Here is a 21,722-nt window from a genome sequence, read left to right on the forward strand (position 1 = left end):
TTTGTGTCCTGACTTTGTTGCGATTTCACAGTAATACATTAAGTATTACTGCAAAACCGCGCCTCGTTAGTACACAAAATTTGCTCGCAAATCGCTCTTGTTCAATTATGCGGTATTGCCTTAACCGTTTACCTGCTTTGCCAGCTCGTCAGCCAGCGCTTCGAGTGCGCCGAGCTGATTCTCTGCCAGTGCAGACTTGATGGAGATCGGGTTCTCGAGGATGGTCATGTTCTTCATGCCCTCGAGCATGCCGATCATCTGCTTGCCCGCAGTAGCGGCCCATGTGCCGTTGTCGATGACGGCAACCGTGCGGTTCTGCAGGTTAAGCGCCTTGATATCGGACAGATATGCTTCCATCTTCGGCTGGATGCCGCTGTTGTAGGTCGGCGCAGCGAGCACCAGATGGCTGCAGCGGAAGCTCTCCGCCACCAGCTCGGAAACGTCGGTCTCGGAAACGTCGTACATCGCGATGTTCTTCACGCCCTTGTCGGCCAGCATGCCTGCGAGCACGTTTGCGGCGTTCTCGGTGTTGCCGTACATGGTCGCGTAGGCGATCATGACCGTCTTGTCCTCCGGCTCGTAGGTGCTCCACTTCTGGTACTTCTCCAGCAGCAGGCCGAGATCCTTGTGCCAGATCGGACCATGCAGCGGGCAGATCATCTCAATATCGAGCGATGCCGCCTTCTTAAGCAGCGTCTGCACCTGTACGCCGTACTTGCCGACAATGTTGGTGTAGTAACGGCGGGCATCGTTCATCCATGTGGTGTCGAACGTGATCTCGTCATCGAAAATGTTGCCCGCCAGTGCGCCGAATGTGCCGAATGCATCAGCAGAGAACAGGATCTTGTCCTTCTCGTCGTAGGTGACCATGACCTCCGGCCAGTGCACCATCGGCGCCATGACAAAATGCAGGGTATGCTCGCCCGTGGACAGCTTGTCGCCTTCCTTGACGACCAGCGCACGCGCGGCAACGTCCGTTCCGTAGAACTGGGCGAACATGCCGACCGCCTTGGCGCTGCATACCATCTTCACCTCCGGATAGCGGCGCAGCATATCGTCGATCATCGCACAGTGATCCGGCTCCATGTGCTGAACGACCATGTAGTCCAGCGGACGGCCGTTCAGCGCGTGAACGACGTTTTCGATATACTGACGGCTAATGGACTCGTCCGCCGTGTCAAACAGCACGGTTTTCTCATCCAACAGCACATAGCTGTTATAGGATACCCCCTTGGGAATCGGGAACAAATTTTCAAAGCGGCTCAGGCGGCGGTCGCTGCCGCCAACATAAATGAGATCATCCTTGACCTTTCTGGTACTGTGCATCGCACGACACCTCCGTGTAAATATCTATATTGAATTGTAGCATATTTTTGTGCATTCGTCCAGTGGTAGGGTTAGTCGCGGCGTACAAAAAAACGACCGATGAAACAGCCGGTTTTTGACGGGATACAGGTTTCGATCGATTGCAGCAGCGTGCAGGTACCGAGCACCATGAACAGACCAAGCGACAGGCTGATCAGCCGGCCGACAATCTCGCCGGGAGTTTGCCGTTCAGCGCTCCGTGCAGCATATCGAATGAGCGTTCTGTTTTTGCCATGTGCATTCTCTGTTTCGTTTTTTGTCTGCTTCTATTGCAGCACGGTTTTATTGATGAGAAAAGCACATGTTTCTCATGTTTTGCATTGCAATTCCGCATATATTGTTTTGTCCAAAAACAAAGAAAAAGTGCAGAAAACTTGCGTTTTCTGCACTTTGAAAGCACAAATATTGATTAGCGCTTGGAGAACTGCGGAGCGCGACGAGCTGCTTTGAGACCGTACTCACCTGACCTTGATCCCAAAAGTCCAGTATTCATTCGGGTTTTCGGGCTTCCCTCTCTCAGTAAACCCATAGGCACACCCACGAAATCGCGAAATTTTGGGTGTAGTTTAACGCAGCCCGAATGCTGCATTCACAACGCTGCTCAATTCCTCAAGTTTATTATACTTGACTTTCGCATAGATGTCCATAGTCGTTTTGCTGTTCTCATGGCCTGCCAGATACTGCACCGTCTTAGGATCAACACCTTTGTAAATCAGATTGGTGATGTAGGTGTGCCGCAGCATGTGTGGGGTCACCTTGAAGTCCATCGTATACACCAGTTTGGGATTGTTCGGCTGATGCTCACCAAGCCTTGGCTTTATTCTATGCTTCCTCGTTCGACAAAATATTCTACAATAATATCGAATTTGCTCGAATGGGAAAGGGTAAACCCTGCCTTGCCGAGCGTCTCCTGCATCTGGACAAGTGGCAACTCCAACATCCAGAAATTGTAGTCCTAAAATATGCAGTCAAACATATTGGGCAACAGTAAAAGTGGTTTTGATTTTCGCGGTAGCTGCGTTCATTGAAAACTTGCAATTTGCGAACAACTCGCATATTGACTTTCTTGCTTTCTTGGATTATAATATTTGCGAATGAACTGCAAATTGGAGGTGCGGTGACTTGCATAGCTACAGCACGCGGCAGCGAAAGGTTCTGCTTGCCTATTTGAGCCAGCACCCGGACGAGCTGTTGTCCGCACGGCAAATTGCGGACGCTTTGGCAGATAAAAAAATCAGCCTGAGCGCCGTATATCGAAACCTTGCACAGTTAGAGACAGAGGAAAAAGTGCGTCGGAGCAGCAAGAGCGGCACGCGCGAGGTCTACTATCAATACCTTGATGCCGAAAGCTGCAAAGGTGCGCTGCACATGAGCTGTATCAAATGCGGCAAGACCTTTCACATGGCAGATGGTAACGCAGCTTTGCTTGCAAAGCATTTGGCGCAGAGCGAACAGTTTATATTGGACACGACTTACACGATCCTCTATGGAACTTGTTCGGACTGCAAGGGAAAATAACGATTGGAAAGGAGGACAGACCATGACAAAGAAATTTCGTTTTATGACGGGCTTGCTGGCCGTAGTGCTGGCCTTTGTTATGCTGTCCTCTCTTGCCTATATCGCAGCGGAATCCGACCATGACTGTACTGGCGTGGACTGCGCCGTCTGCCATCAGATCAACGTCTGCGAAAACCTGTTCAAAAGCATTGGGCTTGCTGGCTCCGCCGCAGCTACTGTAGCGGCGATTCTATATATTCTGTGCCGGATCATTCCCTCCTGTACAGAGGTTGTCCGCACCTTTACGCTGGTTTCTCTCAAGGTCAAACTTTCAAATTAAAAATAAGAACTTTTTACAAGGGTGTAGTCTATCTGTTTTCGGATAGACTTTTGCGGCGTTGCTGTTACCCTTGTATTTTTGCGCCCATTTTTAAGTTCCTATCATGATTTGGAGGTAACAAACCCTATGAAAAAAATAACTGCGCTGCTGCTTGCGCTTTTGATGCTCGTCGGCGCTCTTGCCGGCTGCGGAAAGCAGAACGATACCAACAAGACCGACAAACTGAGCATTGTCACTACCATTTTCCCCGAATATGACTGGGTGCGTGAGATTTTAGGTGACAAAGCCGATAACGCCGAAGTCACGATGCTGCTTGATAACGGCGTTGACCTGCACAGCTATCAGCCCACTGCCGATGACATTGTCAAAATCTCCAACTGTGACCTGTTCATCTATGTAGGCGGCGAGTCCGACGGCTGGGTGGACAATGCTCTGAAAAATGCCACCAACAAGAACATGAAGGTCATCAACCTGCTGGATGTCCTTGGCGACAGCGTCAAGACCGAAGAAGTGGTCGAGGGTATGCAGGAAACAGAGCACGATCACGACCATGACCACAGCAAGGAAATCTCCACCTTTGAAGATGACGAGGTTCAGGACAGAAGCCTGTCTGATTGGGCGGGCGACTGGCAGTCTGCCTATCCCTTTGTGCCGGACGGAACACTGGATGATGCGTTTGCAGCGATGGCAGAGAAAGGCGAAATGACCGCCGAAGAATACAAGACCTACTATCAGAACGGCTACAAAACGGACATTGCCAACATCGATATTGAGGGTGACCACATCGAGTTCACCTACGAAGATAGCAAGAAGGTCGGCTCTAACTACAAGTATGTCGGCTATTACATTCAGAACTGGTCTACCGGCACGAAGGCGGCCATGTATCGCTTTGAGGCGGAGGACAAGGATTCCGGCGCGCCGGTCTACATTGAGTTCAATGACCACATGATCGAACCGGCTGCCGCCGAACACTTCCACATCCGGATGAGCAACGAGAGCTTCGACGCGATCGTCGATCCCGAAAACTCCTGGCCTACCTTCTTCCCGGCTGACATGACCGGCGAAGAGATCTGCGAACACATGAAAGGGCATGACCACGACGAGGACGAAGACCACGAGCATGAGGAAGAAAAGGACGAGCACGTTTGGCTTTCTCTGAAAAACGCGGAGGTTCTTGTAAATGCCATTTCCAAGTCCTTGCAGGAGCTGGACCCCGACAATAAGGACACCTACGCTACCAACGCCGCTGCCTATATCGAAAAGCTCTCTGCGCTGGACGGTGAATATCAGGCTGTCGTGGACGCTGCGACCTATAAGACCGTTCTGTTCGGCGACCGTTTCCCATTCCGCTATCTGGTGGACGATTACGGTCTGAGCTACTATGCCGCTTTTGTGGGCTGCTCCGCCGAAACGGAAGCCAGCTTTGAGACCGTTTCGTTCCTTGCTAAGAAGGTGGATGAATCGAAACTGCCCTGCGTTCTGACTATTGAGGGCGCACAGCATAAAATTTCCGAAACCATTGTCCAGAACACCGCTGAGAAAAATCAAAAGGTGCTGACCATGGATTCCATGCAGTCCACCACTTCTAAAGATGTGGCAAACGGTACGACCTACCTCTCCGTGATGGAGAAGAACCTGTCCGTGCTGAAAGAAGCATTGGGTTAAGGAGGTAGGTCTATGGCTCAGCTCACTTGTCAAAATCTCCGCGTCGGCTATGATGGGAAGTCCGTTCTGCAAGATCTCAGCTTTGAGGTCTTTGCAGGCGACTACCTCTGCATCGTAGGGGAAAACGGCTCTGGTAAGAGTACACTTATGAAAACGATCCTTGGCTTGCAGCCGCCCATCAGCGGCAGAATTTTGACAGGCGACGGGCTGAGGAAAAATGAGATCGGCTACCTGCCGCAGCAGACCGTCGTACAAAAGGATTTCCCTGCATCCGTGAGAGAGATCGTTCTCTCCGGGTGTCAGGGGCGCTGCGGCAGCCGCCCCTTTTATAACAAAGAAGAAAAACAGCTTGCCGAAGAAAACATTCGGAAAATGCAGATTGATAAGCTCTCAAAGCGGTGTTATCGAGAGTTGTCCGGCGGGCAGCAACAGCGGGTATTGCTTGCCCGTGCGCTGTGCGCCACACAAAAAATGCTGCTCTTGGACGAGCCTGTTTCCGGGCTTGATCCCAAAGTGACAGCGGAAATGTATCGTCTGATCGACGAACTGAACCATCGGGACGGTATCACCATTATTATGATTTCTCACGATATTGCCGCCGCAGTCAAATACGCCAGCCATATTCTGCATATTGGCAACACCGTTTTCTTCGGAACAAAGGCAGAGTATCTCCAAAGCCCGCAAGGGCGGCTATTTGCCGCAGAGAAAGGCGGTGATGAACAATGACCGCAATCTTGGAAAAACTGACCCTCTATTGGGCGTACCCCTTTGTCCTCTATGCGCTGGTGGTCGGCGTGCTGATTGCGCTCTGTTCCTCTCTGCTGGGCGTAACGCTGGTGCTGAAACGGTTTTCCTTCATCGGTGACGGACTTTCTCATGTGGCGTTCGGAGCCATGGCGATTGCCGCTGTGCTACAAATCACCAACGAAATGCCGCTGGTCATGGTCATTACAATCATCAGCGCCGTGCTGCTTCTGCGTACCGGGCAGAACACGAAGATCAAGGGCGACGCCGCCATCGCCATGATCTCGGTGGGGGCACTTGCTATCGGCTATCTGCTGATGAATTTGTTCTCCACATCCTCTAACTTGTCCGGCGATGTGTGCAGCACGCTGTTCGGCTCGACCTCTATTCTGATGCTGACGAAAAGCGAGGTCTGGCTGTGCGCGGTGCTGTCGGTGGCGGTCGTGGCGGTATTTGTTCTTTGCTACAACAAAATTTTCGCTGTGACCTTTGATGAAAACTTTGCAAAGGCTGTGGGGACAAAGGCCGATTTGTATAACTTACTGATTGCCATAACGGTCGCCGTTGTGATCGTGTTGGCAATGAACCTTGTCGGCTCACTGCTCATATCCGCCCTTGTTATTTTCCCGGCGCTGTCTGCCATGCGGGTCTACAAAAACTTCCGTGCGGTGACGATCTGTGCGGCCGTCCTTTCCGTCTGCTGCGCCGCACTGGGCATTCTGATCTCCATCCTAGCTGGAACGCCGGTCGGCTCGACCATTGTGGCCGTGGACATTTTTGCATTTCTGATTTTCTCAGGAATATCCCGATTGGGAGGTATCCGCACATGAAACAGGCTTTGTTTATTCTCGCCGTCGCGCTTTATCTGGTTTCCCTCTGCGCCTGCGGCGATCAGAAGATCCAGTCCAAATCGAAGCAGGGCAGCGCGACCCAGCAGGTCGTTCAGGAGCAGATGGCGAATGCCACAGGCGAAACGACCGTTCCGCCGACTGCAATTCCGGAGCAGCAGCCTGCTGCGGATGAAACTACACCGGAAACATCCGTTCCGGAACCGGAGCAGACGCAGCCCGCCGAAGCGCTTCCGGACTATGAACCGGCACAGACCTCCGGCGAACCGGATGTCGATCTGACTACGCTCAGCAGCACGATGGTCTACTCCGAGATCTATAACATGATGTACGAGCCGGATCGGTATGTCGGAAAGCGCATCCAAATGAATGGGCAGTTTGCGGCCTATGGGAATCCGAACACCGGCGCGGTGTACACGGTCTGCATCATCATGGACGCGACTGCCTGCTGCTCGCAGGGGCTGGAATTCGTCCTCGCGGGCGAGCATAGCTATCCTGCCGGCTATCCCGAACTGGGAACAGAAATCACGGTCGTTGGCACATTCCAGACCTACGAAGAAAACGGATATATGGACTGCCATCTGGTCGATGCAGAGATAACCGAGTAAGAAAATCGTATCTAGCAAAAAATAGGCAGCTTTCCACCGAAGCCGCATTTCTGCGCAACGGTTGACGAAAGCTGTCTGTTTTGCTATATTATGCTCGTCAGTACAGAATATATCCGATGCGTGGCTTCCTGCATCGAGCGAGCCGGGTGGTATTGAATAGCGCTTTACAATCACCCGGCGGTTATCGCCCTAAAATGTAACTTTTCTGCGAATACAAGCTGATTTTCAGTTTCCACAGTGTCGAACATACTCTGCATCGAAATACCCACCTATCGACTTTGCGGTTTTGTGGGATTTTTGCACGACCGCAAATATACACACGCCCCAGCGAGCGAAAAATATACTCTACCGATGCGGTATTAAAACGGTGTTTGAAGTTATAGCTCACCGTTGAAAAATGCGGAACCTGCTCGTTCAGCGGATATCCAATAAACCACCGATACGCCATATTCATCCTAATCTCTTCCAGTGTTCGGCGCAGAGAACGAATGCCGTAGATATGTTGAAGCAGCACAATTTTGAACAGAACAACAGGATCAATGCTGGGACGCCCATTGTCTTTGCAGCACAAATCCTCAACAAATTCATACACCTTATTAAAGTCGATCGCTGCATCGATCTGACGCAGCAGATGGTCCTGAGGAACCATCTGTTCCAAACTTACAAACTCAACTTGATTTCTGTTTTCAATATTTTTCGTTAGCACGTTTATCACCCGTACTTATTATTCCATTTTTCGAACCATTTTACCAGAAAAAGGCCACCCGTAGGTGACCTTTTTCGACAGGCTGTATATCCTTATCGCTCGGCATTTTTAGGCCAATCAGGTTGAAGGTTTTGTTTCCAGATGGCATAAGATCAAATACTTCACGGTCAAATTCCATAATGAGGCCTCCCAATGTGTTACAGAGTAGAGATTTCTATGCATGTTGCGGATGATAAACTTAGGGCAATACCGCATAATTGAACAAGAGTGATTTGCGAGTAAATTTTGCGTACTGACGAGGCGCAGTTTTGCGGTAATACTTGATGTATTACCGTGAAACTGCAACAAAGTCAGGGCACAAAATTTCCGCAAAGCACCGCCGCTTTAATTGTGCGGTGTTGCCTTAGTTTTAATATATATACTTAGGGCTTATTTGCTTTTCTTATTCGGCAGTTCACCATATGTTCTAAATTCGTCAATGCGATGATCTCCTACAAGGGACTGCATCATCTGCTTTGCGCTGGCGTTCAACCGGAGCAGTCTCTCACTCTGGGGGATTCCTTGGCGAATCAACTCCGCATTGATGCTTTCAAGATTAGCAAGAACGATCAATTGTTGCAGGCTTGCTTCATCCCGAATATTTCCTTTGGAATCCGGGTGTGTCTGGTGCCATTCCTTTGCCGTGATGCCGAACAGTGCAACATTCAGCACATCTGCTTCATCGGCGTAGGTAAAGCACTGACGCTGTGGGGTCACATCCGGCGGGATCAGTACATCTTTGATTGCATCCGTGTGGATACGGTAATTGATTTTTGCAAGTGTCCGATTCAAGTTCCATCCCAGCGCAAGACGGCTATTTTCGTCATTCTTCAGGCGCTGATAGTCCTTGATGATATATAGCTTGAATTCTGCAGAGATCCAAGAAGCGAATTCAAACGCAATATCTTTCTGCGCAAATGTTCCACCGTAGCGCCCGGCCTTAGAGATGATGCCGACCGCTCCGGTACCTCCGATCCACTTCTCCGGAGACATGGTGAAGGCATTTGATCCAGCCTGCGTTCTAAACCCGTCGAATTCGACGGGTTTAAATTCTGGGTTGTTGAGCTGTTCCCACAGCCCAAGAAATTCAATCGTGTCACGGTTACGCATCCAGTTTTTGATTACATTATCTGGTGCATCGCTCTTATAGCGCGCAATCTCCGTTTGAGAAAACCCATCCACTACAATGAGTGTCAAGAGCTCAAGATCCGCCTTTCTCAATGCTTGAAGCTGCTTGTAGATCGACGGATCATCGACTTCTTCGATCCAGCCGTACCTTGACGCTGTTGTGTAATCGTCCCAGTGGCTGACCGATTCCAAAAACTTTTTCATCAATGCGGACTTGTCCTCCTGCTCGGTGGAAGGCTCGTCAAAGATGCCGATGCCCATGTTCTGCGTATGAAGGCGGTATATCCTCTCCTGTTTGAAAACCTCCCAATCGAAGTCATGCATCTTCTGGATGGCGGTATCGGACATCCCTGCCGCTCGATACTCACGCCGGAGTCTTGCCCACAGCGTTTCAAACTTCTTCTTTTCAGCCGCGTAATTAAAGCCCATATATGCTTCCTCCGTATTCTGAAATTTGGTTGGCTGCAAATCTCGGAAACGGGTGGTGGGCCGCGGCAGCGGGGTTGCGCACAGAGCGCAAAAAAGCCCACAGCGACACCGCTGTGGGCATAAGGATATTTGTGGGTAACGATGGTGGACGGAGGCGGGGTATCCTCAAAAGGACGCAAAAAGTCAGGGCATCCGATGCCCGTCCTTAGAGGAATGAGGGTGGGCTGCCTTTGGACAGCATCGACAGTGCCGCGGATGTGAGGATACCTCATAAGAACCGCCTGTTCCGGCTTGGAGCCATGTTTTTCATTATCGTGCAGGTTCGGCCTCTGCGCTCAAAGCAGAAGATCACGACAGAAAAGCGGAGAGATTGCTGTATCGCAGTCTCTCCGCTTTCGACATGGATGGCTGTTCAGAAGTTCTGAACAGGGGGATGTATCAGATGGTGTTTTCTCAGTGGTCGAATGCCTGCCGGTTATTTCTTAGGCGGGTATAGAATGCTGCTTCGACTCCCATGTTCGTTGCCTACCGATTGGCCTCTTGTCCCTACATTTTGCTGACAACAGCCCTGATATCTACTACTATAAAAGCTATCCCTCGCTTATTCATCTGCCTCCGATCATCCTTCTGGAAATCGCTCATTTGTGCGCTTCCGTCGATAGCTGGACCATAGTTGAAGTCCCACTGGGACAAACGGGCTGGTGACGTCACATAGCTGCCATGTTCAGCCGGATGCATCTGCTCCTGTGTTCATTTTTGAAATGATGTCAGAGAGGAAGCTGTCTGCGTTCCCGGACCTCAGGTCCTTTTTCTGAAGCAGCAGCGCGCGTTCATCGTCGCAGACCACAAGCCACAAATGCAATGATTCAAAGACGCTCTTTATCCGTGTATAAGAGAGATGTTCTTCCTTCTCCTCTGCGCAGATCGTTACACCGGCATCCTCGAAGCGGATAATGGTTTTGAATTTTTCCCAATCAACGGCCCGCCGCAGCTTCAGCGCTTTCCACGCCTCCTTTTTGCAGGATGCCGGCATGCGCGGCGGCGTTCTTCCGCGAGCAAGGGCAAACTCCAGCAAACCTGCAATGATCACGGCTCCGCCCACAATGATTCCCGCGGTGGTTTTTGGCGGCATCAAACCAAGAATCAGCGTCAAAAGGCCCAGAGCCAGCAGGAACACGCCATAAATGCGGTAGCGCACCGTCCGCTTTTCGCGCGCCGGGCCTTTCGCGGCGTGAGTTCTGATGCGGTCTATCGCATTCCACATAGCAGGGCAGCGCCGCCGGCTTTCAGCTTCCAAACACTGGTGCAGCAGCTCTACGGTTTCTCTGTCCACAGCAGGGTCATCGTAGTTGCTTATTTGAAAAAGATACATGGTGCTTCTCCGTTTCGAAATCAGCTCATTGAGAGTGCCGGAAAATCCATTCACAGCATATCGGACTGCCCGGCGGCAGTCCGATATGCTGTGATGTGCTGATGGTACTTTGCATAAGAATTGCCGACCGCTTGCATCCTATTTTTCAAACAGATGCAGCAGATATCCGTAGCCCTCGGCCTCCATTTTTTCATAGGGGACGAAGCGCAGAGCCGCACTGTTGATGCAGTAGCGCACGCCATTGGGGGATTCCGGATCGCCGGTGAACACATGACCAAGGTGAGAATCTCCGGCGCGGCTTCTGACCTCTGTGCGGCGCATGCCGTGGCTCAGATCCTCTTTTTCCACTACGGCAGGGCCCTCGATGGGCTTTGTGAAAGCAGGCCAGCCGCAGCCGCTTTCGTACTTATCCGTGGAGGAAAAGAGCGGCTCACCGGTGACGACATCCACATAGATGCCCTTTTCAAACTTGTCCCAGAACTCGCCCGTGAAAGCGCGCTCTGTGCCGCTCTCCTGCGTAACACGGTACTGCTCCGCCGTCAGCTTGTCCCGGATGGACTCCGCCGCGGGCTTCTGATAGTCGCCCGGGTCGATGCGCAGCCGGGAAAAGAGATCCATCTCCGCGCGCGGGATGTGGCAGTAGCCGTCCGGATTCTTTTCGAGGTAGTTCTGGTGATATTCCTCGGCGGGATAGTAGTTTTTGAGCGGGCCGATCTCCACGAAGAATTTCTCGCTGCGGCCGCGCTCGATCTCCGCGATGCGCTTCACCGTTTCTCTCGCGCTTTCGTTGGTGAAGTAGACACCGGTCTGGTACTGGCTGCCCCGGTCGTTGCCCTGCCGGTTTTGTACCGTGGGGTCGATGACATAGAAGTACGCCATCAGCAGCGCGTCGAGGCTCACCTGCTCGGGGTCGTATTCTACCCGCACGGTCTCCCGAAAGCCGGTCTCTCCCTTGCAGACGGTCTTGTAATCGGCATCCGCCTCGCAGGTGCCGTTGGCGTAGCCGCTCTCGGCGTCGATGACGCCGGGGATGGACTGCATCAGCTGTTCCATGCCCCAGAAGCAGCCGCCCGCCAGATAGATGACATTGTCTGTGGTATCCATATAGGTGATCTCCTCGTCAGACCGGTCAAAAGCCGGGCCGTCCATGTTTGCTTCCTGTCCGCTCTTTTCCTTCGGCACAGTCTGCCGCCCGGCGGCGCAGCCACTGAGCAGCAGCACTGCTGCGAAAAGCAGTGCCAATAAGCTTCGATACATCGCGTTTCCTCCTTTCAGTGGAATCAGGACTCACTCCGCCCCTTGCCCGCCGAGGGCAATGCAATGGCGCGCAGCAGGCACTTTTTTAAATCTCAGGTCAGCCCATATCGGCGGCAAGAGCCTGGTCGATGAGTTTTTGCAGCGTCTCCGACTGCTTCTTTTCCGTGATGGCACCTACGATGGGTTCACCCACGATGTTGCCGCTGCGGTCGACCACATAGGTGGTGGGATAGGCAAAGATGTTGGTGGTAAACTTTCCCGCCTCACCGTCGGAGTCAAAATACACATTCTGATAGGTGGCACCCTTCTTGGCAAGCACATCCTTCGCCTCGGCAATGGCCTTCTCGTCGCCGTCCAGCGTGAAGGTGTTGACGCCGATGAGCGCGCCGCCCTTCTTCGCCAGTTCCTTGTTCAGCGCGTCCAGCTCGCCAAGCTCACCCACGCAGGGATTGCAGGTGGTGAACCAGAAATTCACCACGGTGACGGCGTTGGCGGAGAACAGCTCGTCGCTCTTCACCGTGTTGCCATCCAGATCCTTGCCATCAAAGACGGGGAATTTCTGCATACTGCCGTCGTCGGGAGGGTTGCTCGTGTCGCTGCCCGCGGGCACGCTCATATCGCCGTCCATGGATTTCTGCATAATCTCAGGATACTTCTCTTCCAACTCAGTTAACTTGTTTTCAATATTGCTGATCTCCGTGGCTGACTCCTTCAGCCACTCATACTCCTCATCGCTGAACTCTTCCTTGGCGTCCTCGATGGTCTTGAGCAAGAAGTCGCCGTAGTTTTTGCCGTCCTCCTGCATGGTCATGCCCTTATCGGCCGCCATGAACACCTTCTCCCAGAGCTCGGTTTTTTCCGACAGGAGCGCGTTCTCCTGTGCCATGAGTTCCTTGTGCATGGCGAGCGCTTCCTCGGCATTTTTCGCTTCGCCAGTCATGGCAGAGCCGTTGCCGCTCATGTCGCCCATCTTGTCATTGTTCTTCGTACCGCAGGCCGCCAAGGCCAGCAACATCAGCACAGCAAAAGCCAGTGTAAAAATTCTCTTTCTGTTCATTTTGATTCCTCCATCGTTATTTTCTTTGTTGTTTCTTTCCCGTTGCCGAAGCCGTAGCGGAAGCTCACGGCGTTCGTCGGGCAGGCGCGGATGCACATTCCGCAGCGGATGCACTCGGTATGGTTGGGCGTTTTCGTCACATCCACATCCATCTTGCAGGCTCTGGCGCATTTCCCGCAGGAGACGCACTTATTCTTATCCACCTTCATCTGGAAGAGGGACACCCGGTTGAACAGCGCGTAGAACGCGCCCAGCGGGCAGAGCCACTTGCAGAACGGTCGGTAGAACAGTACACTCAGCGCAATCACCGACAGCAGGATGCTGAATTTCCATGTAAACAGCTTGCCCAGCGCCGCCCGGATGCCGGAATTGGCAAGGGACAGCGGGATGGCTCCCTCCAGCACGCCTTGGGGGCAGAGGTATTTGCAGAAGAACGGGTCTCCCATGCCAACATCGTTCACAAGGAACGCCGGCAGGAGAATGACCATCACCAGCAGGACAGCGTATTTCAGGTATGTCAGCGGCTTCAGCCTCTTTGTGGAGAACTTCTTTGTCGGGATTTTATGCAGCAGCTCCTGAAACCAGCCGAAGGGGCATAGAAAGCCGCAGATAAAGCGCCCCAGCAGCACGCCCAGCAGAATGAGAAAGCCTGTGATATAGTAGGAGAAGCTGAACTTGGACGAGCCCACCACTGCCTGAAACGCCCCAATGGGGCAGCCGGACAGGAGTAGCAGTTCAGCCCCGGCACGCAGACGGTCTTCCCTGCCCCCTGATACAGTCTGCCCTTGAGGAAATTCGGCAGATGCAGGTTGGTCAGCAGCGTCGCCCCCGCCTGAATCCAGCCCCGGAAGCGGGACATGGTCTGTGAAACGCTTGAAAACTTTTTACCCAATGCCCACACACTCCAGACATAATTGGATTGCTTTGCTCAGCACCGTCGCCGCCTCGCCCCGCCAGACACCAAAGCACAGCATGACGATTCCGGTTATCAGCAGCGCAATCTGCGCCACGGCCTTTTTCCCGCAGCTCATTTTTCATCACCCTTTCCGATTTTCTACCCCCATTATAGCGCGGGAGAGTTAAAGTCTCTGTTAAGAACGAAAACTTAAGGCAACTCTTATCTGTTTTTTCTATAATGAAAGCAACACAAAAACGAAGAAATAAAAAGTAGGGCTCTTATGCACCTTTTAGTAATTGAAGATGAACGCGCCCGGGGCGAACGACTATCTGGCAAAGCCTTTCCACTTGGCAGAGCTGGAGGCCCGCATCCGCAGCCTGACATTGCGGCAGTTCACCCAGCAGGATGTGCTGCTAAGCTGCGGAGGCCTGACCTTTGACACCCACTCCCGTACCGCCGCCGTCAACGGGCAGACGCTGACGCTGACTCGCAAGGAAACAGGGATACTCGAATACCTGATGGTGCATCAAGGAAGGCCAGTAAGTCAGGAGGAGCTGATGGATCACGTTTGGGACAATAGCGTGGACAGCTTCAGCAATTCCATTCGCGTCCGCATCTCCGCCCTGCGCAGAAAGCTCCGCGCCGTGCTGGGCTATGACCCCATCCGCAACCGCATCGGCGAGGGCTATCTGATGGGAGGCGAGGAGGAATGAGGCGGCTTTCCCTGCAGTGGCGCATCACGCTGATGACCGTCCTGCTCATCGGCATCACCTGCGTGGCCATGAATTTACTGCTGTGCTCCTCCGGTGTGTACTATATGGACACCATTGCGGACAGTTTACAGGGCGGCACGGTGATCCTGAATGATGGCGGAGCGGCGAGCTTTGACCCGCAGCTCATAGCGCCCAACGAGGAGTTGACCATCGTCGTCGATGGTGTGCAGGGGCGCTTCCGCACCACCAACTGGTACATCACGGCGGCGGTAACGCTGCTCAGCGGCAGTTCACCGGCAACGCCGCCCACGAGCTGCGCACGCCGCTGGCGCTGATGCAGGCGCAGCTGGAGCTTTTCTCCGCAGAGCATCCCGATGTGCGACCGGAGACGGCGGAGTTCCTCACGCTTTTGCGTGAGCAGACGGAACGGCTGATACAGATGACCAGGACACTTCTGGAGATGAGCAATCTGCGGCAGGTGGCGCGGGACTGAGGCTTTCTCTGGTGTGGGAGATCGCCGATCTCCACGGCGGCTCCATTTGGGTGGAGGAAAGCTCGGACAAGGGCACGACCATCGCGGTCGAGCTGCCGGCAAGGACAGAAAGCGATCCCTCCGGCGCGGATATCACATAACAGTCCTCGGCTGATTCATGGCGATCGTTTTTCAACCTCCACAACATTATCGCAGCAGCTCTCAATCAGTTCCCTGTCGTGGGTGATCACAAGAATGGTTCTGCCGTTCCGCGCTTCGCTTTTCAGCCTTTCCGTGATGAGGCGCATATTCTGCCCGTCGAGGCCGCTGGTGGGCTCATCAAGAATCAATATCCTGCGGCCAGAAAAAATGGCGCAGGCGATGGCAAGGCGCTGCTTCTGCCCGCCAGACAGGGTTGACGGGTGCGCATCCCTGTACTCGTAAAGCCCAAATTCTTTCAGCAAATGTCTGGTACGGTCTTTGTTTTCTTCCGTCAATCTGGTATTCAGCAGCAGCTCCTCCGCCACGCTTGCCATAAAAAACTGCGTTGACATGTCGTTGCCGCAGTAATAGATTTCCCTGCACCGGACTGCCGATCTTGCTTTTTTCCCGTCTATCAGGATATGTTTTGTCATTTTTTTGCGAGTAACTCTTGACAGTTCAAACTGTGTCTGATATAGTTACAGTATAAACTGTTATCAAAACAGACACAGTTATTTCGGAGGTGAATCTATGCGTCAGATATTGCTTTTTGCGGCACTTACCGCCTCGCTGGCACTGCTGGCTGGCTGCACGCTGTCCAAAACAAAAAAGGATACGGAGGACGTGGCAGAGAAGGCGGCGTATCATAAAATCAGCGCCGAGGAAGCCTATGAGATGATGGCCTCACAGGAGGTCGTGGTGGTGGACGTTCGCACCCGGGAGGAATACGACGGCGGACATATTGAAAACGCTGTCCTTGTCCCCAACGAAAGCATCGGGAGCGAAATGCCCGAGGCGCTGCCCGATAAGGAGGCAACGCTGCTGATCTACTGCCGCAGCGGCCGCCGCAGCAAGGATGCCGCCCAAAAGCTGCTGGCGCTTGGGTATCAGAGTGTCTACGACTTCGGAGGCGTCATCGACTGGCCCTACGAGCTTGTGAAGGAGGGATAATTGTGAACAGCTCCTTTAATCTGGCAGTCCACGCGCTGGTCTGCCTGAGCCACAGCGGACGCTCTCTCAGCAGCGAAGCGCTGGCGGAGAACATCTGCACCAACCCCACTCGCGTCCGCCGGGTGCTGGCGGGGCTGAAAAAGGCAGGAATGGTGGAGACCCGGGAGGGCCTGGATGGCGGCTACCGCCTGACGGCCGATCCTGCGAGCCTGACTCTGCGGCAAGTGGCGGAGGCGGTAAATACCCGCTTTGTGGACTGTGCGTGGCACAGCGGCGACATCGACCGGGACTGCGCCATCTGCTCCGGCATGGCGGGCGTCATGGACACGCTGTATCGGAACATGAACGAGGAATGCGCCGCCTATCTCTCGCACATTACGATCACAGATATTGAAACACAGCTTTTTACACAGAAATAGGAGGATATACGATGCTTACCATTACGACCAACAGCTTTGAAAACGACGTTCTCCGCGCGGACAAGCCCGTGCTGGTGGATTTCTGGGCGCAGTGGTGCCCCTACTGCCGCCGCATTGCTCCAGCCTTTGACAAGGTGGGTGAGCAGTATGCCGACACGCTTATCTCCGGCAAGATCAACTACGACGAGGAGCCGCAGCTCATCGAGCGCTTCGGCATCGACACCATCCCCACGCTGCTGCTCTTCAAGGACGGCGAGGTTCTCGGCTCTGTTGTTGCTCCCGCCTCCAAGGCGGCCATCGAGGCATTCATCAAGGAAACGCTGGCGCAGTGAGGACACGATTATGGAGCAGATCTATGATATGATCGTCATCGGCGGCGGCCCCGCCGGTTACACCGCCGCCCTGTATGCCGCCCGTGCCGGACTTTCCACGCTGGTGCTGGAAAAGCTCTCTGCCGGCGGGCAGATGGCGCTGACGGAGCAGATCGACAACTATCCCGGCTTTGAGGACGGCATCGACGGCTTTACGCTGGGCGAAAAAATGCAGCAGAGCGCGGAGCGCTTCGGTGCGGTGACGGAGCTGGCGGAGGTGTACAAGGCCAGCCTTTCCGGGGAGATCAAGACGCTGGAAACCAGCGAGGGCGTCTTTCAGGGCCGCACGGTGGTCATCGCCACCGGCGCGTCGCCCCGTCCCCTGGGCGTTCCCGGCGAGGATACGCTCATCGGCAAGGGCGTCCACTACTGCGCCGCCTGTGACGGCGCGCCCTATCGGGGCAAGACCGTGGCGGTGGTGGGCGGCGGCAACTCCGCCGCGGCGGACGCTCTCGCCCTGTCCCGTATTGCAAAGAAGGTCTATCTCATCCACCGCCGCGACAGCCTGCGGGCGACGAAGGTCTATCATGAGCCGCTGATGAACGCGCCCAACGTGGAATTCCGCTGGAACAGCACCGTTTCCGCACTGCTGCACGAAAGCCGCTTGACGGGGCTTCGGCTAAAAGACGTCAACACCGGCGCAGAACGTGACCTTGCCTGTGACGGCGTGTTCATCAGCGTGGGACGCGCCCCGGCCACGGAGCTGTTCCGAAGCGAGCTGGTGCTGGACAAGTCCGGCTATATCGTGGCAGACGAATCCACCCGCACGAATCTTCCCGGCGTGTTCGCCGTGGGCGACGTGCGTACCAAGGCGCTGCGGCAGGTGGTCACCGCCGTATCGGACGGCGCGGTAGCCGTCCACTACGCGGAGGAATATCTGGCGGAGAATCGGTAAAGGGCTGCAAACGATCCTCTCAACGGCAGTTCCTGTCCGTAAGCGATACGATTGTGAGCCTTTCCTCAAAAGAGCGCAGGGCATGTTAGATTAAGGAGATCATATATATGTGGCTGTTTTTCGGAATTTCTGCGATCATTTTTACAGGATTCAATCTGATTTACTCTTTTAAAAACAAGAATGAAAAATGGTTTAGATTCGCAGCCCTATCGTTCACTGCATTGACCGTATGTTCGTTTTATTCAGACGGAGCGATGCGTGTGCTAAATGAAGATTGGGGAGGCTTGATGGATATCATGCCAACCATGAGCAAGGCTCTGTGGGTGTGTGTAGGGATATCCATTCTATTAAACTCTGTTTCGCTCTTTCGAGAAAAATAACCACATTTCTATCTCAAGGATACCATCCCCGGCTGCACACGGCAGGTCTGTGCCTTTGCCGTAGCCTATGTGGAATTTAAAAAACTGAATGCCAATGCTTTATGATAAAGAAGCAGACTTAAAATGACAGCTTCGCACTGTTCCAACAGAGCAAAGGAGTGCCCCAATGGGCACTCCTTTTTCATAGCTTTACGCCTTATTCAGCAAGATTTGTAATAAGAATATCCTGAAATAGTTAAGCAGATTCCAGAAAAGAGAGAAATAAGCGTTCCGGCATGATTCCTCTAAAGACTTCATGCATAGTTTAGCAGCAATACGCAGTCCTTAGCCGTGCGCGGAGCTTCTGTTATCCGGGTTTGGACGCCAGCCGTCCATGAGCTTGTCATTCTCCATGATAAAGGGAGTCGCCGTATCCTGTCCCCACGAGGTGTCATATTTTCCCATAAGATAATCACTCAGTGCCGTTCGGTCGGCAAAGCGCAGCATCCGGTACGGCTCCTGAAAGGCAACCTTTTCTACAAAGTACAGCGTCCCGTCCTCTGCCGTCAAAAGAACGCCAACATGCCCGACAAACAGCAGAGATTCCTCCTCGGTCGGCTTATCGTGGAAGAATACCGTGATGAGACGGATTCTTTCATTCTCCCGAAAGGCAACGCCGCGGGAAGCCCATTCCTCTTGTACGGTTTGCACATGACGCTTGATCTCCGTGGTATCCTCCGCCTTCATGGAGGAATACAGTGCGCGGAAATCTGCAAGGCTGCTTCCGCCCAGCGCATCGGGATCTGTTTTCAGCGCTTCCTCGTCCGCAAACAGCACATCTTCACCAGCATTGATTTGAGAGTCTGCGCTCACGGAGAGGAAGTCCCCAAACAGGTTCATGGCGGTAATCCGGCAGTTATAGCCCGGAAACGTTCCGTTCTTCGCCGTCCATTCGTCCTGCATTGCGTAAGGGTCATATTTCGTATACAGCAGCTCCGCTTCCTCAAAGCCATCCGTAAGCCATTCCTGCTTCACGCTGTCATTAAAGCGGTCCACACGGCGGAAAAAGCTCTGAATACGCCCGTCCGGCACGCCTGTGTCGGAGAGCAGCTCCTTCAAAAGTTCCCTCGAACCACTGTCGTTCAGGTTCGTGTATTCAATTTTTTCCAATGCCGGACGCTGCTCGGCTGCGCCGCAGCCTGCAAGTACGGCGGCAATAAGCACAACACATATAATAAAAGTGATTTTCCATCGTGATCTCATAGTTCTAATCTGTCCTTTCTTTGGCGATTGCTCGATTTGCTAAGGTTATTATAGCACCGGATCATAAAACCTATGTTAAGATATACAAAGTGTTGCGGCTTTTGCAGCAAGCAACTTTCCTCACATCTCCAGGTGTTCTGCCATGAGAAGCATTATCTGGTGCAGGCGGTGTGTAGGAGTATCGAAGCAAAGAACAAAAAAGTAAACAGACAATCATGAGTGGCGAGGATAAATGCCATGCCTTCAATGATTGCTTTCAATAAAGTGCGGCTGCGGAGATGTTCCTCTCCGCAGCCGCATTACGGTTTGTCAGCGCTTCAGCAGCACCTTCAGATCCTCTTCCGGGGTGGTGATGGGAGCAATGCCGAAATTCTCTACAAGGTAGTTCAGCACATTGGGCGAAACGAACGCCGGCAGCGTGGGGCCAAGGCGAATATTCTTGATCCCCAGATACAGCAGCGTCAGCAGGATACACACTGCCTTCTGCTCATACCACGAAAGCACCAGAGACAGAGGCAGGTCGTTGACCCCGCAGCCAAAGGCATCCGCCAAGGCCAGCGCGATTTTGACAGCACCGTAAGCGTCGTTGCACTGGCCTACATCCATGAGTCGAGGCAGGCCGCCAATGGTTCCGAGATCAAGGTCATTGAAGCGGAATTTGCCGCAGGCCAGCGTCAGCACCACAGTGTCGGCGGGCGTCTGCTTGACAAACTCAGTGTAGTAGTTCCGTCCGGGACGGGCTCCGTCACAGCCGCCGACCAGGAAAAAGTGTCGGATAGCGCCGCTCTTTACCGCATCGATCACCTGATCTGCCACACCAAGCACCGCGCCGTGTCCGAAGCCGGTCATGACCGTGCCGCCGCCGTTGATGCCGGTGAACGGCTTGTCCTCGTTGTAGCCGCCAAGCTCCAATGCCTTTTCGATGACAGGGGTGAAGTCCTTATCCTCGCCGATATGCGTCATTTCCGGGTAGGATACCACCGCTGTGGTGAACACGCGGTCGGCGTAGCTTGCCTTCGGCGGCATCAGGCAGTTGGTGGTAAACAGCACCGGTGCAGGGATGTCGGCAAATTCTCTTTGCTGATTCTGCCACGCCGTGCCGAAGTTGCCCTTGAGATGGGCATATTTTTTCAGTTCAGGATAGCCGTGGGCAGGCAGCATTTCGCCATGGGTGTAGATGTTGATGCCTTTACCCTCGGTCTGCTCCAGCAGCAGCTTCAGGTCGTGGAGGTCGTGGCCTGTGATGACGATGAACGGCCCCTTCTCCACCGTCAGCGGGACAGTGGCAGGCGCGGGTGTACCGTAGCTTTCGGTGTTGGCCTTATCCAGCAACGCCATACACTTGAGGTTTTTCTCGCCCACCTCCATGACGATGGGCAGCAGCGCATCCATGCCCCAGTCCTCGCCTACAGCAAAGAGTGCCTTGGCGAAAAAGCGGTTCACTTCCTCATCGGTATAGCCCAGTACCATGGCGTGATGGGCGTAGGCCGCCATGCCACGCACGCCGAAAAGGATCAGAGATTTGAGGCTGCGAATATCCTCCTGCGCGTTCCAGAGCAAATTCATATCATAATCATCATTCCGCCCACAGCGAGAGCCGCAGCCAGAGCAGTTTGGTGCCAGTCGTTCCCTTTCCGCGTGCACCTGTTCGATCAACTCGCGAATGGTCTTTTCGTTGAAGTTCACATTAGTGACGGTGGTGAACAGTCCCTCGATCATCAGCCGCCATGTATCGGCATTGACCGGTGTATCGCCGTCCGTGGCTCTTGCCAGCCCAATGAGCGCGCCCGTCAGCTCGTCCTGAAGTTCCGCTACATCGGCGGTCTTGCCGCAGACACCAGCCTTACCGGTACAGCCGGTACAACCCGCTGTCTGCTCGCACTGAAAGCAAAACATTTTATGATCCATTATCGTTTTCCTCCTATTTCGGTTCAAATTATGTCCTTTTATCAGAAGCTCACGCCTCCTCGAAGAACTCCTTCCCACATTGCACAGGTGGCACACAAAATCCTCCGGCACCTCGCTCCAGGGCGTTCCGGGGGCGATGCCGCCCTCTGGATAACCTGCGCTCTCGTCATATTATCAACCGCAAAGACTGCATATATACTTCATTGTGCTTCTTCCT

General features: G+C 53.5%; 25 protein-coding genes and 5 pseudogenes. 15 read left to right on the forward strand and 15 right to left on the reverse strand.

Annotated elements, in window-relative coordinates; translation table 11 throughout:
* Nucleotides 1-120: 120 nt before the first annotated feature.
* The 3 genes and pseudogenes from DWZ82_RS10640 to DWZ82_RS15665 all read right to left on the reverse strand — a co-directional run.
* The gene (locus DWZ82_RS10640) at nucleotides 121-1,326 is read right to left on the reverse strand and encodes an FprA family A-type flavoprotein (RefSeq protein WP_118480739.1); all 1,206 of its coding nucleotides are present in this window, start codon (nucleotides 1,324-1,326) and stop codon (nucleotides 121-123) included.
* Nucleotides 1,327-1,931: 605 nt separating this feature from the next.
* Nucleotides 1,932-2,195: pseudogene (locus DWZ82_RS10645) on the reverse strand (tyrosine-type recombinase/integrase); the annotation flags it as partial.
* Nucleotides 2,183-2,302 (reverse strand): annotated as a pseudogene (locus DWZ82_RS15665) (RNase III inhibitor); the annotation flags it as partial. The pseudogenes DWZ82_RS15665 and DWZ82_RS10645, both read right to left, overlap by 13 nt.
* Nucleotides 2,303-2,487: 185 nt before the next feature.
* Here DWZ82_RS15665 and DWZ82_RS10655 point away from each other — a divergent pair.
* From DWZ82_RS10655 to DWZ82_RS10680, 6 genes are all read left to right on the forward strand, one after another.
* A complete protein-coding gene (locus tag DWZ82_RS10655; protein ID WP_118480741.1) occupies nucleotides 2,488-2,883 on the forward strand; it encodes a Fur family transcriptional regulator in 396 nt (131 codons plus the stop codon).
* 22 nt (nucleotides 2,884-2,905) lie between these two features.
* On the forward strand, nucleotides 2,906-3,202 hold the full coding sequence (locus DWZ82_RS10660) for a hypothetical protein (RefSeq protein WP_118480743.1): 297 nt from the start codon (nucleotides 2,906-2,908) through the stop codon (nucleotides 3,200-3,202).
* A gap of 126 nt (nucleotides 3,203-3,328) precedes the next feature.
* The gene (locus tag DWZ82_RS10665; protein WP_118480745.1) at nucleotides 3,329-4,867 is read left to right on the forward strand and encodes a metal ABC transporter solute-binding protein, Zn/Mn family; all 1,539 of its coding nucleotides are present in this window, start codon (nucleotides 3,329-3,331) and stop codon (nucleotides 4,865-4,867) included.
* Nucleotides 4,868-4,879: 12 nt separating this feature from the next.
* The gene (locus tag DWZ82_RS10670; RefSeq protein ID WP_118480747.1) at nucleotides 4,880-5,593 is read left to right on the forward strand and encodes a metal ABC transporter ATP-binding protein; all 714 of its coding nucleotides are present in this window, start codon (nucleotides 4,880-4,882) and stop codon (nucleotides 5,591-5,593) included.
* Nucleotides 5,590-6,441, forward strand: coding sequence for a metal ABC transporter permease (locus tag DWZ82_RS10675; protein ID WP_199667469.1), 852 nt, complete (start codon nucleotides 5,590-5,592; stop codon nucleotides 6,439-6,441). The genes DWZ82_RS10670 and DWZ82_RS10675 overlap by 4 nt, the downstream gene beginning before the upstream one ends.
* Nucleotides 6,438-7,067 carry a hypothetical protein gene (locus tag DWZ82_RS10680; RefSeq protein ID WP_118480749.1) on the forward strand — a complete coding sequence of 210 codons (630 nt, stop codon included), beginning with the start codon at nucleotides 6,438-6,440 and terminating at the stop codon, nucleotides 7,065-7,067. The genes DWZ82_RS10675 and DWZ82_RS10680 overlap by 4 nt, the downstream gene beginning before the upstream one ends.
* A gap of 181 nt (nucleotides 7,068-7,248) precedes the next feature.
* Here the strand turns inward: DWZ82_RS10680 and DWZ82_RS10685 are convergent, their stop codons facing one another.
* The 8 genes and pseudogenes from DWZ82_RS10685 to DWZ82_RS15390 form a co-directional block, all read right to left on the reverse strand.
* Nucleotides 7,249-7,716 (reverse strand): transposase, encoded by a 468-nt coding sequence (locus DWZ82_RS10685; protein ID WP_243022942.1) that lies wholly within the window; start codon nucleotides 7,714-7,716, stop codon nucleotides 7,249-7,251.
* A gap of 97 nt (nucleotides 7,717-7,813) precedes the next feature.
* Complete coding sequence (locus tag DWZ82_RS15190; protein ID WP_158575203.1) at nucleotides 7,814-7,951, reverse strand: hypothetical protein; 138 nt, start codon at nucleotides 7,949-7,951, stop codon at nucleotides 7,814-7,816.
* 251 nt (nucleotides 7,952-8,202) lie between these two features.
* On the reverse strand, nucleotides 8,203-9,369 hold the full coding sequence (locus DWZ82_RS10690; protein WP_442861230.1) for a KilA-N domain-containing protein: 1,167 nt from the start codon (nucleotides 9,367-9,369) through the stop codon (nucleotides 8,203-8,205).
* 724 nt (nucleotides 9,370-10,093) lie between these two features.
* Nucleotides 10,094-10,741: a YcxB family protein gene (locus DWZ82_RS10705; RefSeq protein ID WP_118480757.1), complete on the reverse strand. Its 648-nt coding sequence runs from the start codon at nucleotides 10,739-10,741 to the stop codon at nucleotides 10,094-10,096.
* Between the two features lie 138 nt (nucleotides 10,742-10,879).
* Nucleotides 10,880-11,845 (reverse strand): peptide-methionine (R)-S-oxide reductase MsrB, encoded by a 966-nt coding sequence (gene msrB / locus DWZ82_RS10710; protein WP_442861235.1) that lies wholly within the window; start codon nucleotides 11,843-11,845, stop codon nucleotides 10,880-10,882.
* A 250-nt stretch (nucleotides 11,846-12,095) separates the two neighbouring features.
* A complete protein-coding gene (locus DWZ82_RS10715; RefSeq protein WP_118480761.1) occupies nucleotides 12,096-13,055 on the reverse strand; it encodes a TlpA disulfide reductase family protein in 960 nt (319 codons plus the stop codon).
* A pseudogene (locus tag DWZ82_RS10720) lies at nucleotides 13,052-13,914 on the reverse strand (4Fe-4S binding protein). Before DWZ82_RS10720 ends, DWZ82_RS10715 begins: the two are co-directional and overlap by 4 nt.
* Before the next feature lie 25 nt (nucleotides 13,915-13,939).
* Nucleotides 13,940-14,086 (reverse strand): CD1871A family CXXC motif-containing protein, encoded by a 147-nt coding sequence (locus tag DWZ82_RS15390; protein WP_199667471.1) that lies wholly within the window; start codon nucleotides 14,084-14,086, stop codon nucleotides 13,940-13,942.
* Nucleotides 14,087-14,267: 181 nt separating this feature from the next.
* Here DWZ82_RS15390 and DWZ82_RS10725 point away from each other — a divergent pair.
* From DWZ82_RS10725 to DWZ82_RS16090, 4 genes and pseudogenes are all read left to right on the forward strand, one after another.
* Nucleotides 14,268-14,666 (forward strand): annotated as a pseudogene (locus DWZ82_RS10725) (response regulator transcription factor); the annotation flags it as partial.
* Entirely contained in the window at nucleotides 14,663-15,001 is a 339-nt protein-coding gene (locus tag DWZ82_RS16080; RefSeq protein WP_442861231.1) for a hypothetical protein, read from the forward strand. The pseudogene DWZ82_RS10725 and the gene DWZ82_RS16080, both read left to right, overlap by 4 nt.
* Nucleotides 15,001-15,159: a hypothetical protein gene (locus DWZ82_RS16085; RefSeq protein ID WP_442861232.1), complete on the forward strand. Its 159-nt coding sequence runs from the start codon at nucleotides 15,001-15,003 to the stop codon at nucleotides 15,157-15,159. Before DWZ82_RS16080 ends, DWZ82_RS16085 begins: the two co-directional genes overlap by 1 nt.
* An 11-nt stretch (nucleotides 15,160-15,170) precedes the next feature.
* Nucleotides 15,171-15,299 carry a hypothetical protein gene (locus tag DWZ82_RS16090; protein ID WP_442861233.1) on the forward strand — a complete coding sequence of 43 codons (129 nt, stop codon included), beginning with the start codon at nucleotides 15,171-15,173 and terminating at the stop codon, nucleotides 15,297-15,299.
* 15 nt (nucleotides 15,300-15,314) lie between these two features.
* Here DWZ82_RS16090 and DWZ82_RS10735 read toward each other — a convergent pair whose 3' ends face one another.
* The gene (locus DWZ82_RS10735) at nucleotides 15,315-15,773 is read right to left on the reverse strand and encodes an ATP-binding cassette domain-containing protein (RefSeq protein ID WP_243022933.1); all 459 of its coding nucleotides are present in this window, start codon (nucleotides 15,771-15,773) and stop codon (nucleotides 15,315-15,317) included.
* A 97-nt stretch (nucleotides 15,774-15,870) separates the two neighbouring features.
* Here DWZ82_RS10735 and DWZ82_RS10740 point away from each other — a divergent pair, with 97 nt between their 5' ends.
* From DWZ82_RS10740 to DWZ82_RS10760, 5 genes are all read left to right on the forward strand, one after another.
* On the forward strand, nucleotides 15,871-16,290 hold the full coding sequence (locus DWZ82_RS10740; RefSeq protein ID WP_118480763.1) for a rhodanese-like domain-containing protein: 420 nt from the start codon (nucleotides 15,871-15,873) through the stop codon (nucleotides 16,288-16,290).
* Between the two features lie 2 nt (nucleotides 16,291-16,292).
* Nucleotides 16,293-16,709, forward strand: a complete 417-nt coding sequence (locus tag DWZ82_RS10745) for an RrF2 family transcriptional regulator (protein ID WP_118480765.1) — start codon at nucleotides 16,293-16,295, stop codon at nucleotides 16,707-16,709.
* An 11-nt stretch (nucleotides 16,710-16,720) separates the two neighbouring features.
* Complete coding sequence (gene trxA / locus DWZ82_RS10750; RefSeq protein WP_118480767.1) at nucleotides 16,721-17,041, forward strand: thioredoxin; 321 nt, start codon at nucleotides 16,721-16,723, stop codon at nucleotides 17,039-17,041.
* 10 nt (nucleotides 17,042-17,051) lie between these two features.
* On the forward strand, nucleotides 17,052-17,975 hold the full coding sequence (trxB, locus tag DWZ82_RS10755; protein ID WP_118480769.1) for a thioredoxin-disulfide reductase: 924 nt from the start codon (nucleotides 17,052-17,054) through the stop codon (nucleotides 17,973-17,975).
* Nucleotides 17,976-18,082: 107 nt separating this feature from the next.
* Nucleotides 18,083-18,355, forward strand: coding sequence for a hypothetical protein (locus DWZ82_RS10760; RefSeq protein WP_118480771.1), 273 nt, complete (start codon nucleotides 18,083-18,085; stop codon nucleotides 18,353-18,355).
* Between the two features lie 324 nt (nucleotides 18,356-18,679).
* Here the strand turns inward: DWZ82_RS10760 and DWZ82_RS10765 are convergent, their stop codons facing one another.
* The 3 genes and pseudogenes from DWZ82_RS10765 to DWZ82_RS16095 all read right to left on the reverse strand — a co-directional run.
* Entirely contained in the window at nucleotides 18,680-19,597 is a 918-nt protein-coding gene (locus DWZ82_RS10765) for a DUF4300 family protein (RefSeq protein WP_243022934.1), read from the reverse strand.
* A gap of 309 nt (nucleotides 19,598-19,906) precedes the next feature.
* The gene (gene hcp, locus DWZ82_RS10770; RefSeq protein WP_199667475.1) at nucleotides 19,907-21,505 is read right to left on the reverse strand and encodes a hydroxylamine reductase; all 1,599 of its coding nucleotides are present in this window, start codon (nucleotides 21,503-21,505) and stop codon (nucleotides 19,907-19,909) included.
* Between the two features lie 78 nt (nucleotides 21,506-21,583).
* Nucleotides 21,584-21,664 (reverse strand): annotated as a pseudogene (locus DWZ82_RS16095) (rubredoxin); the annotation flags it as partial.
* Nucleotides 21,665-21,722: the final 58 nt, after the last annotated feature.

Source organism: Butyricicoccus sp. AF35-5AC, from assembly GCF_003477715.1.
GTDB lineage: Bacteria > Bacillota > Clostridia > Oscillospirales > Butyricicoccaceae > Agathobaculum > Agathobaculum butyriciproducens.

Coding starts and splice junctions, on each gene's coding strand:
- DWZ82_RS10640 (WP_118480739.1), bottom strand. CDS start 1,326: ATGCACAGTACCAGAAAGGTCAAGGATGATCTCATTTATGTTGGCGGC.
- DWZ82_RS10660 (WP_118480743.1), top strand. CDS start 2,906: ATGACAAAGAAATTTCGTTTTATGACGGGCTTGCTGGCCGTAGTGCTG.
- DWZ82_RS10665 (WP_118480745.1), top strand. CDS start 3,329: ATGAAAAAAATAACTGCGCTGCTGCTTGCGCTTTTGATGCTCGTCGGC.
- DWZ82_RS10670 (WP_118480747.1), top strand. CDS start 4,880: ATGGCTCAGCTCACTTGTCAAAATCTCCGCGTCGGCTATGATGGGAAG.
- DWZ82_RS10675 (WP_199667469.1), top strand. CDS start 5,590: ATGACCGCAATCTTGGAAAAACTGACCCTCTATTGGGCGTACCCCTTT.
- DWZ82_RS10680 (WP_118480749.1), top strand. CDS start 6,438: ATGAAACAGGCTTTGTTTATTCTCGCCGTCGCGCTTTATCTGGTTTCC.
- DWZ82_RS10685 (WP_243022942.1), bottom strand. CDS start 7,716: ATGGTTCCTCAGGACCATCTGCTGCGTCAGATCGATGCAGCGATCGAC.
- DWZ82_RS15190 (WP_158575203.1), bottom strand. CDS start 7,951: ATGGAATTTGACCGTGAAGTATTTGATCTTATGCCATCTGGAAACAAA.
- DWZ82_RS10690 (WP_442861230.1), bottom strand. CDS start 9,369: ATGGGCTTTAATTACGCGGCTGAAAAGAAGAAGTTTGAAACGCTGTGG.
- DWZ82_RS10705 (WP_118480757.1), bottom strand. CDS start 10,741: ATGTATCTTTTTCAAATAAGCAACTACGATGACCCTGCTGTGGACAGA.
- msrB (WP_442861235.1), bottom strand. CDS start 11,845: ATGGATACCACAGACAATGTCATCTATCTGGCGGGCGGCTGCTTCTGG.
- DWZ82_RS10715 (WP_118480761.1), bottom strand. CDS start 13,055: ATGAACAGAAAGAGAATTTTTACACTGGCTTTTGCTGTGCTGATGTTG.
- DWZ82_RS15390 (WP_199667471.1), bottom strand. CDS start 14,086: ATGAGCTGCGGGAAAAAGGCCGTGGCGCAGATTGCGCTGCTGATAACC.
- DWZ82_RS16080 (WP_442861231.1), top strand. CDS start 14,663: ATGAGGCGGCTTTCCCTGCAGTGGCGCATCACGCTGATGACCGTCCTG.
- DWZ82_RS16085 (WP_442861232.1), top strand. CDS start 15,001: ATGCAGGCGCAGCTGGAGCTTTTCTCCGCAGAGCATCCCGATGTGCGA.
- DWZ82_RS10735 (WP_243022933.1), bottom strand. CDS start 15,773: ATGACAAAACATATCCTGATAGACGGGAAAAAAGCAAGATCGGCAGTC.
- DWZ82_RS10740 (WP_118480763.1), top strand. CDS start 15,871: ATGCGTCAGATATTGCTTTTTGCGGCACTTACCGCCTCGCTGGCACTG.
- trxA (WP_118480767.1), top strand. CDS start 16,721: ATGCTTACCATTACGACCAACAGCTTTGAAAACGACGTTCTCCGCGCG.
- trxB (WP_118480769.1), top strand. CDS start 17,052: ATGGAGCAGATCTATGATATGATCGTCATCGGCGGCGGCCCCGCCGGT.
- DWZ82_RS10760 (WP_118480771.1), top strand. CDS start 18,083: ATGTGGCTGTTTTTCGGAATTTCTGCGATCATTTTTACAGGATTCAAT.
- DWZ82_RS10765 (WP_243022934.1), bottom strand. CDS start 19,597: ATGAGATCACGATGGAAAATCACTTTTATTATATGTGTTGTGCTTATT.
- hcp (WP_199667475.1), bottom strand. CDS start 21,505: ATGGATCATAAAATGTTTTGCTTTCAGTGCGAGCAGACAGCGGGTTGT.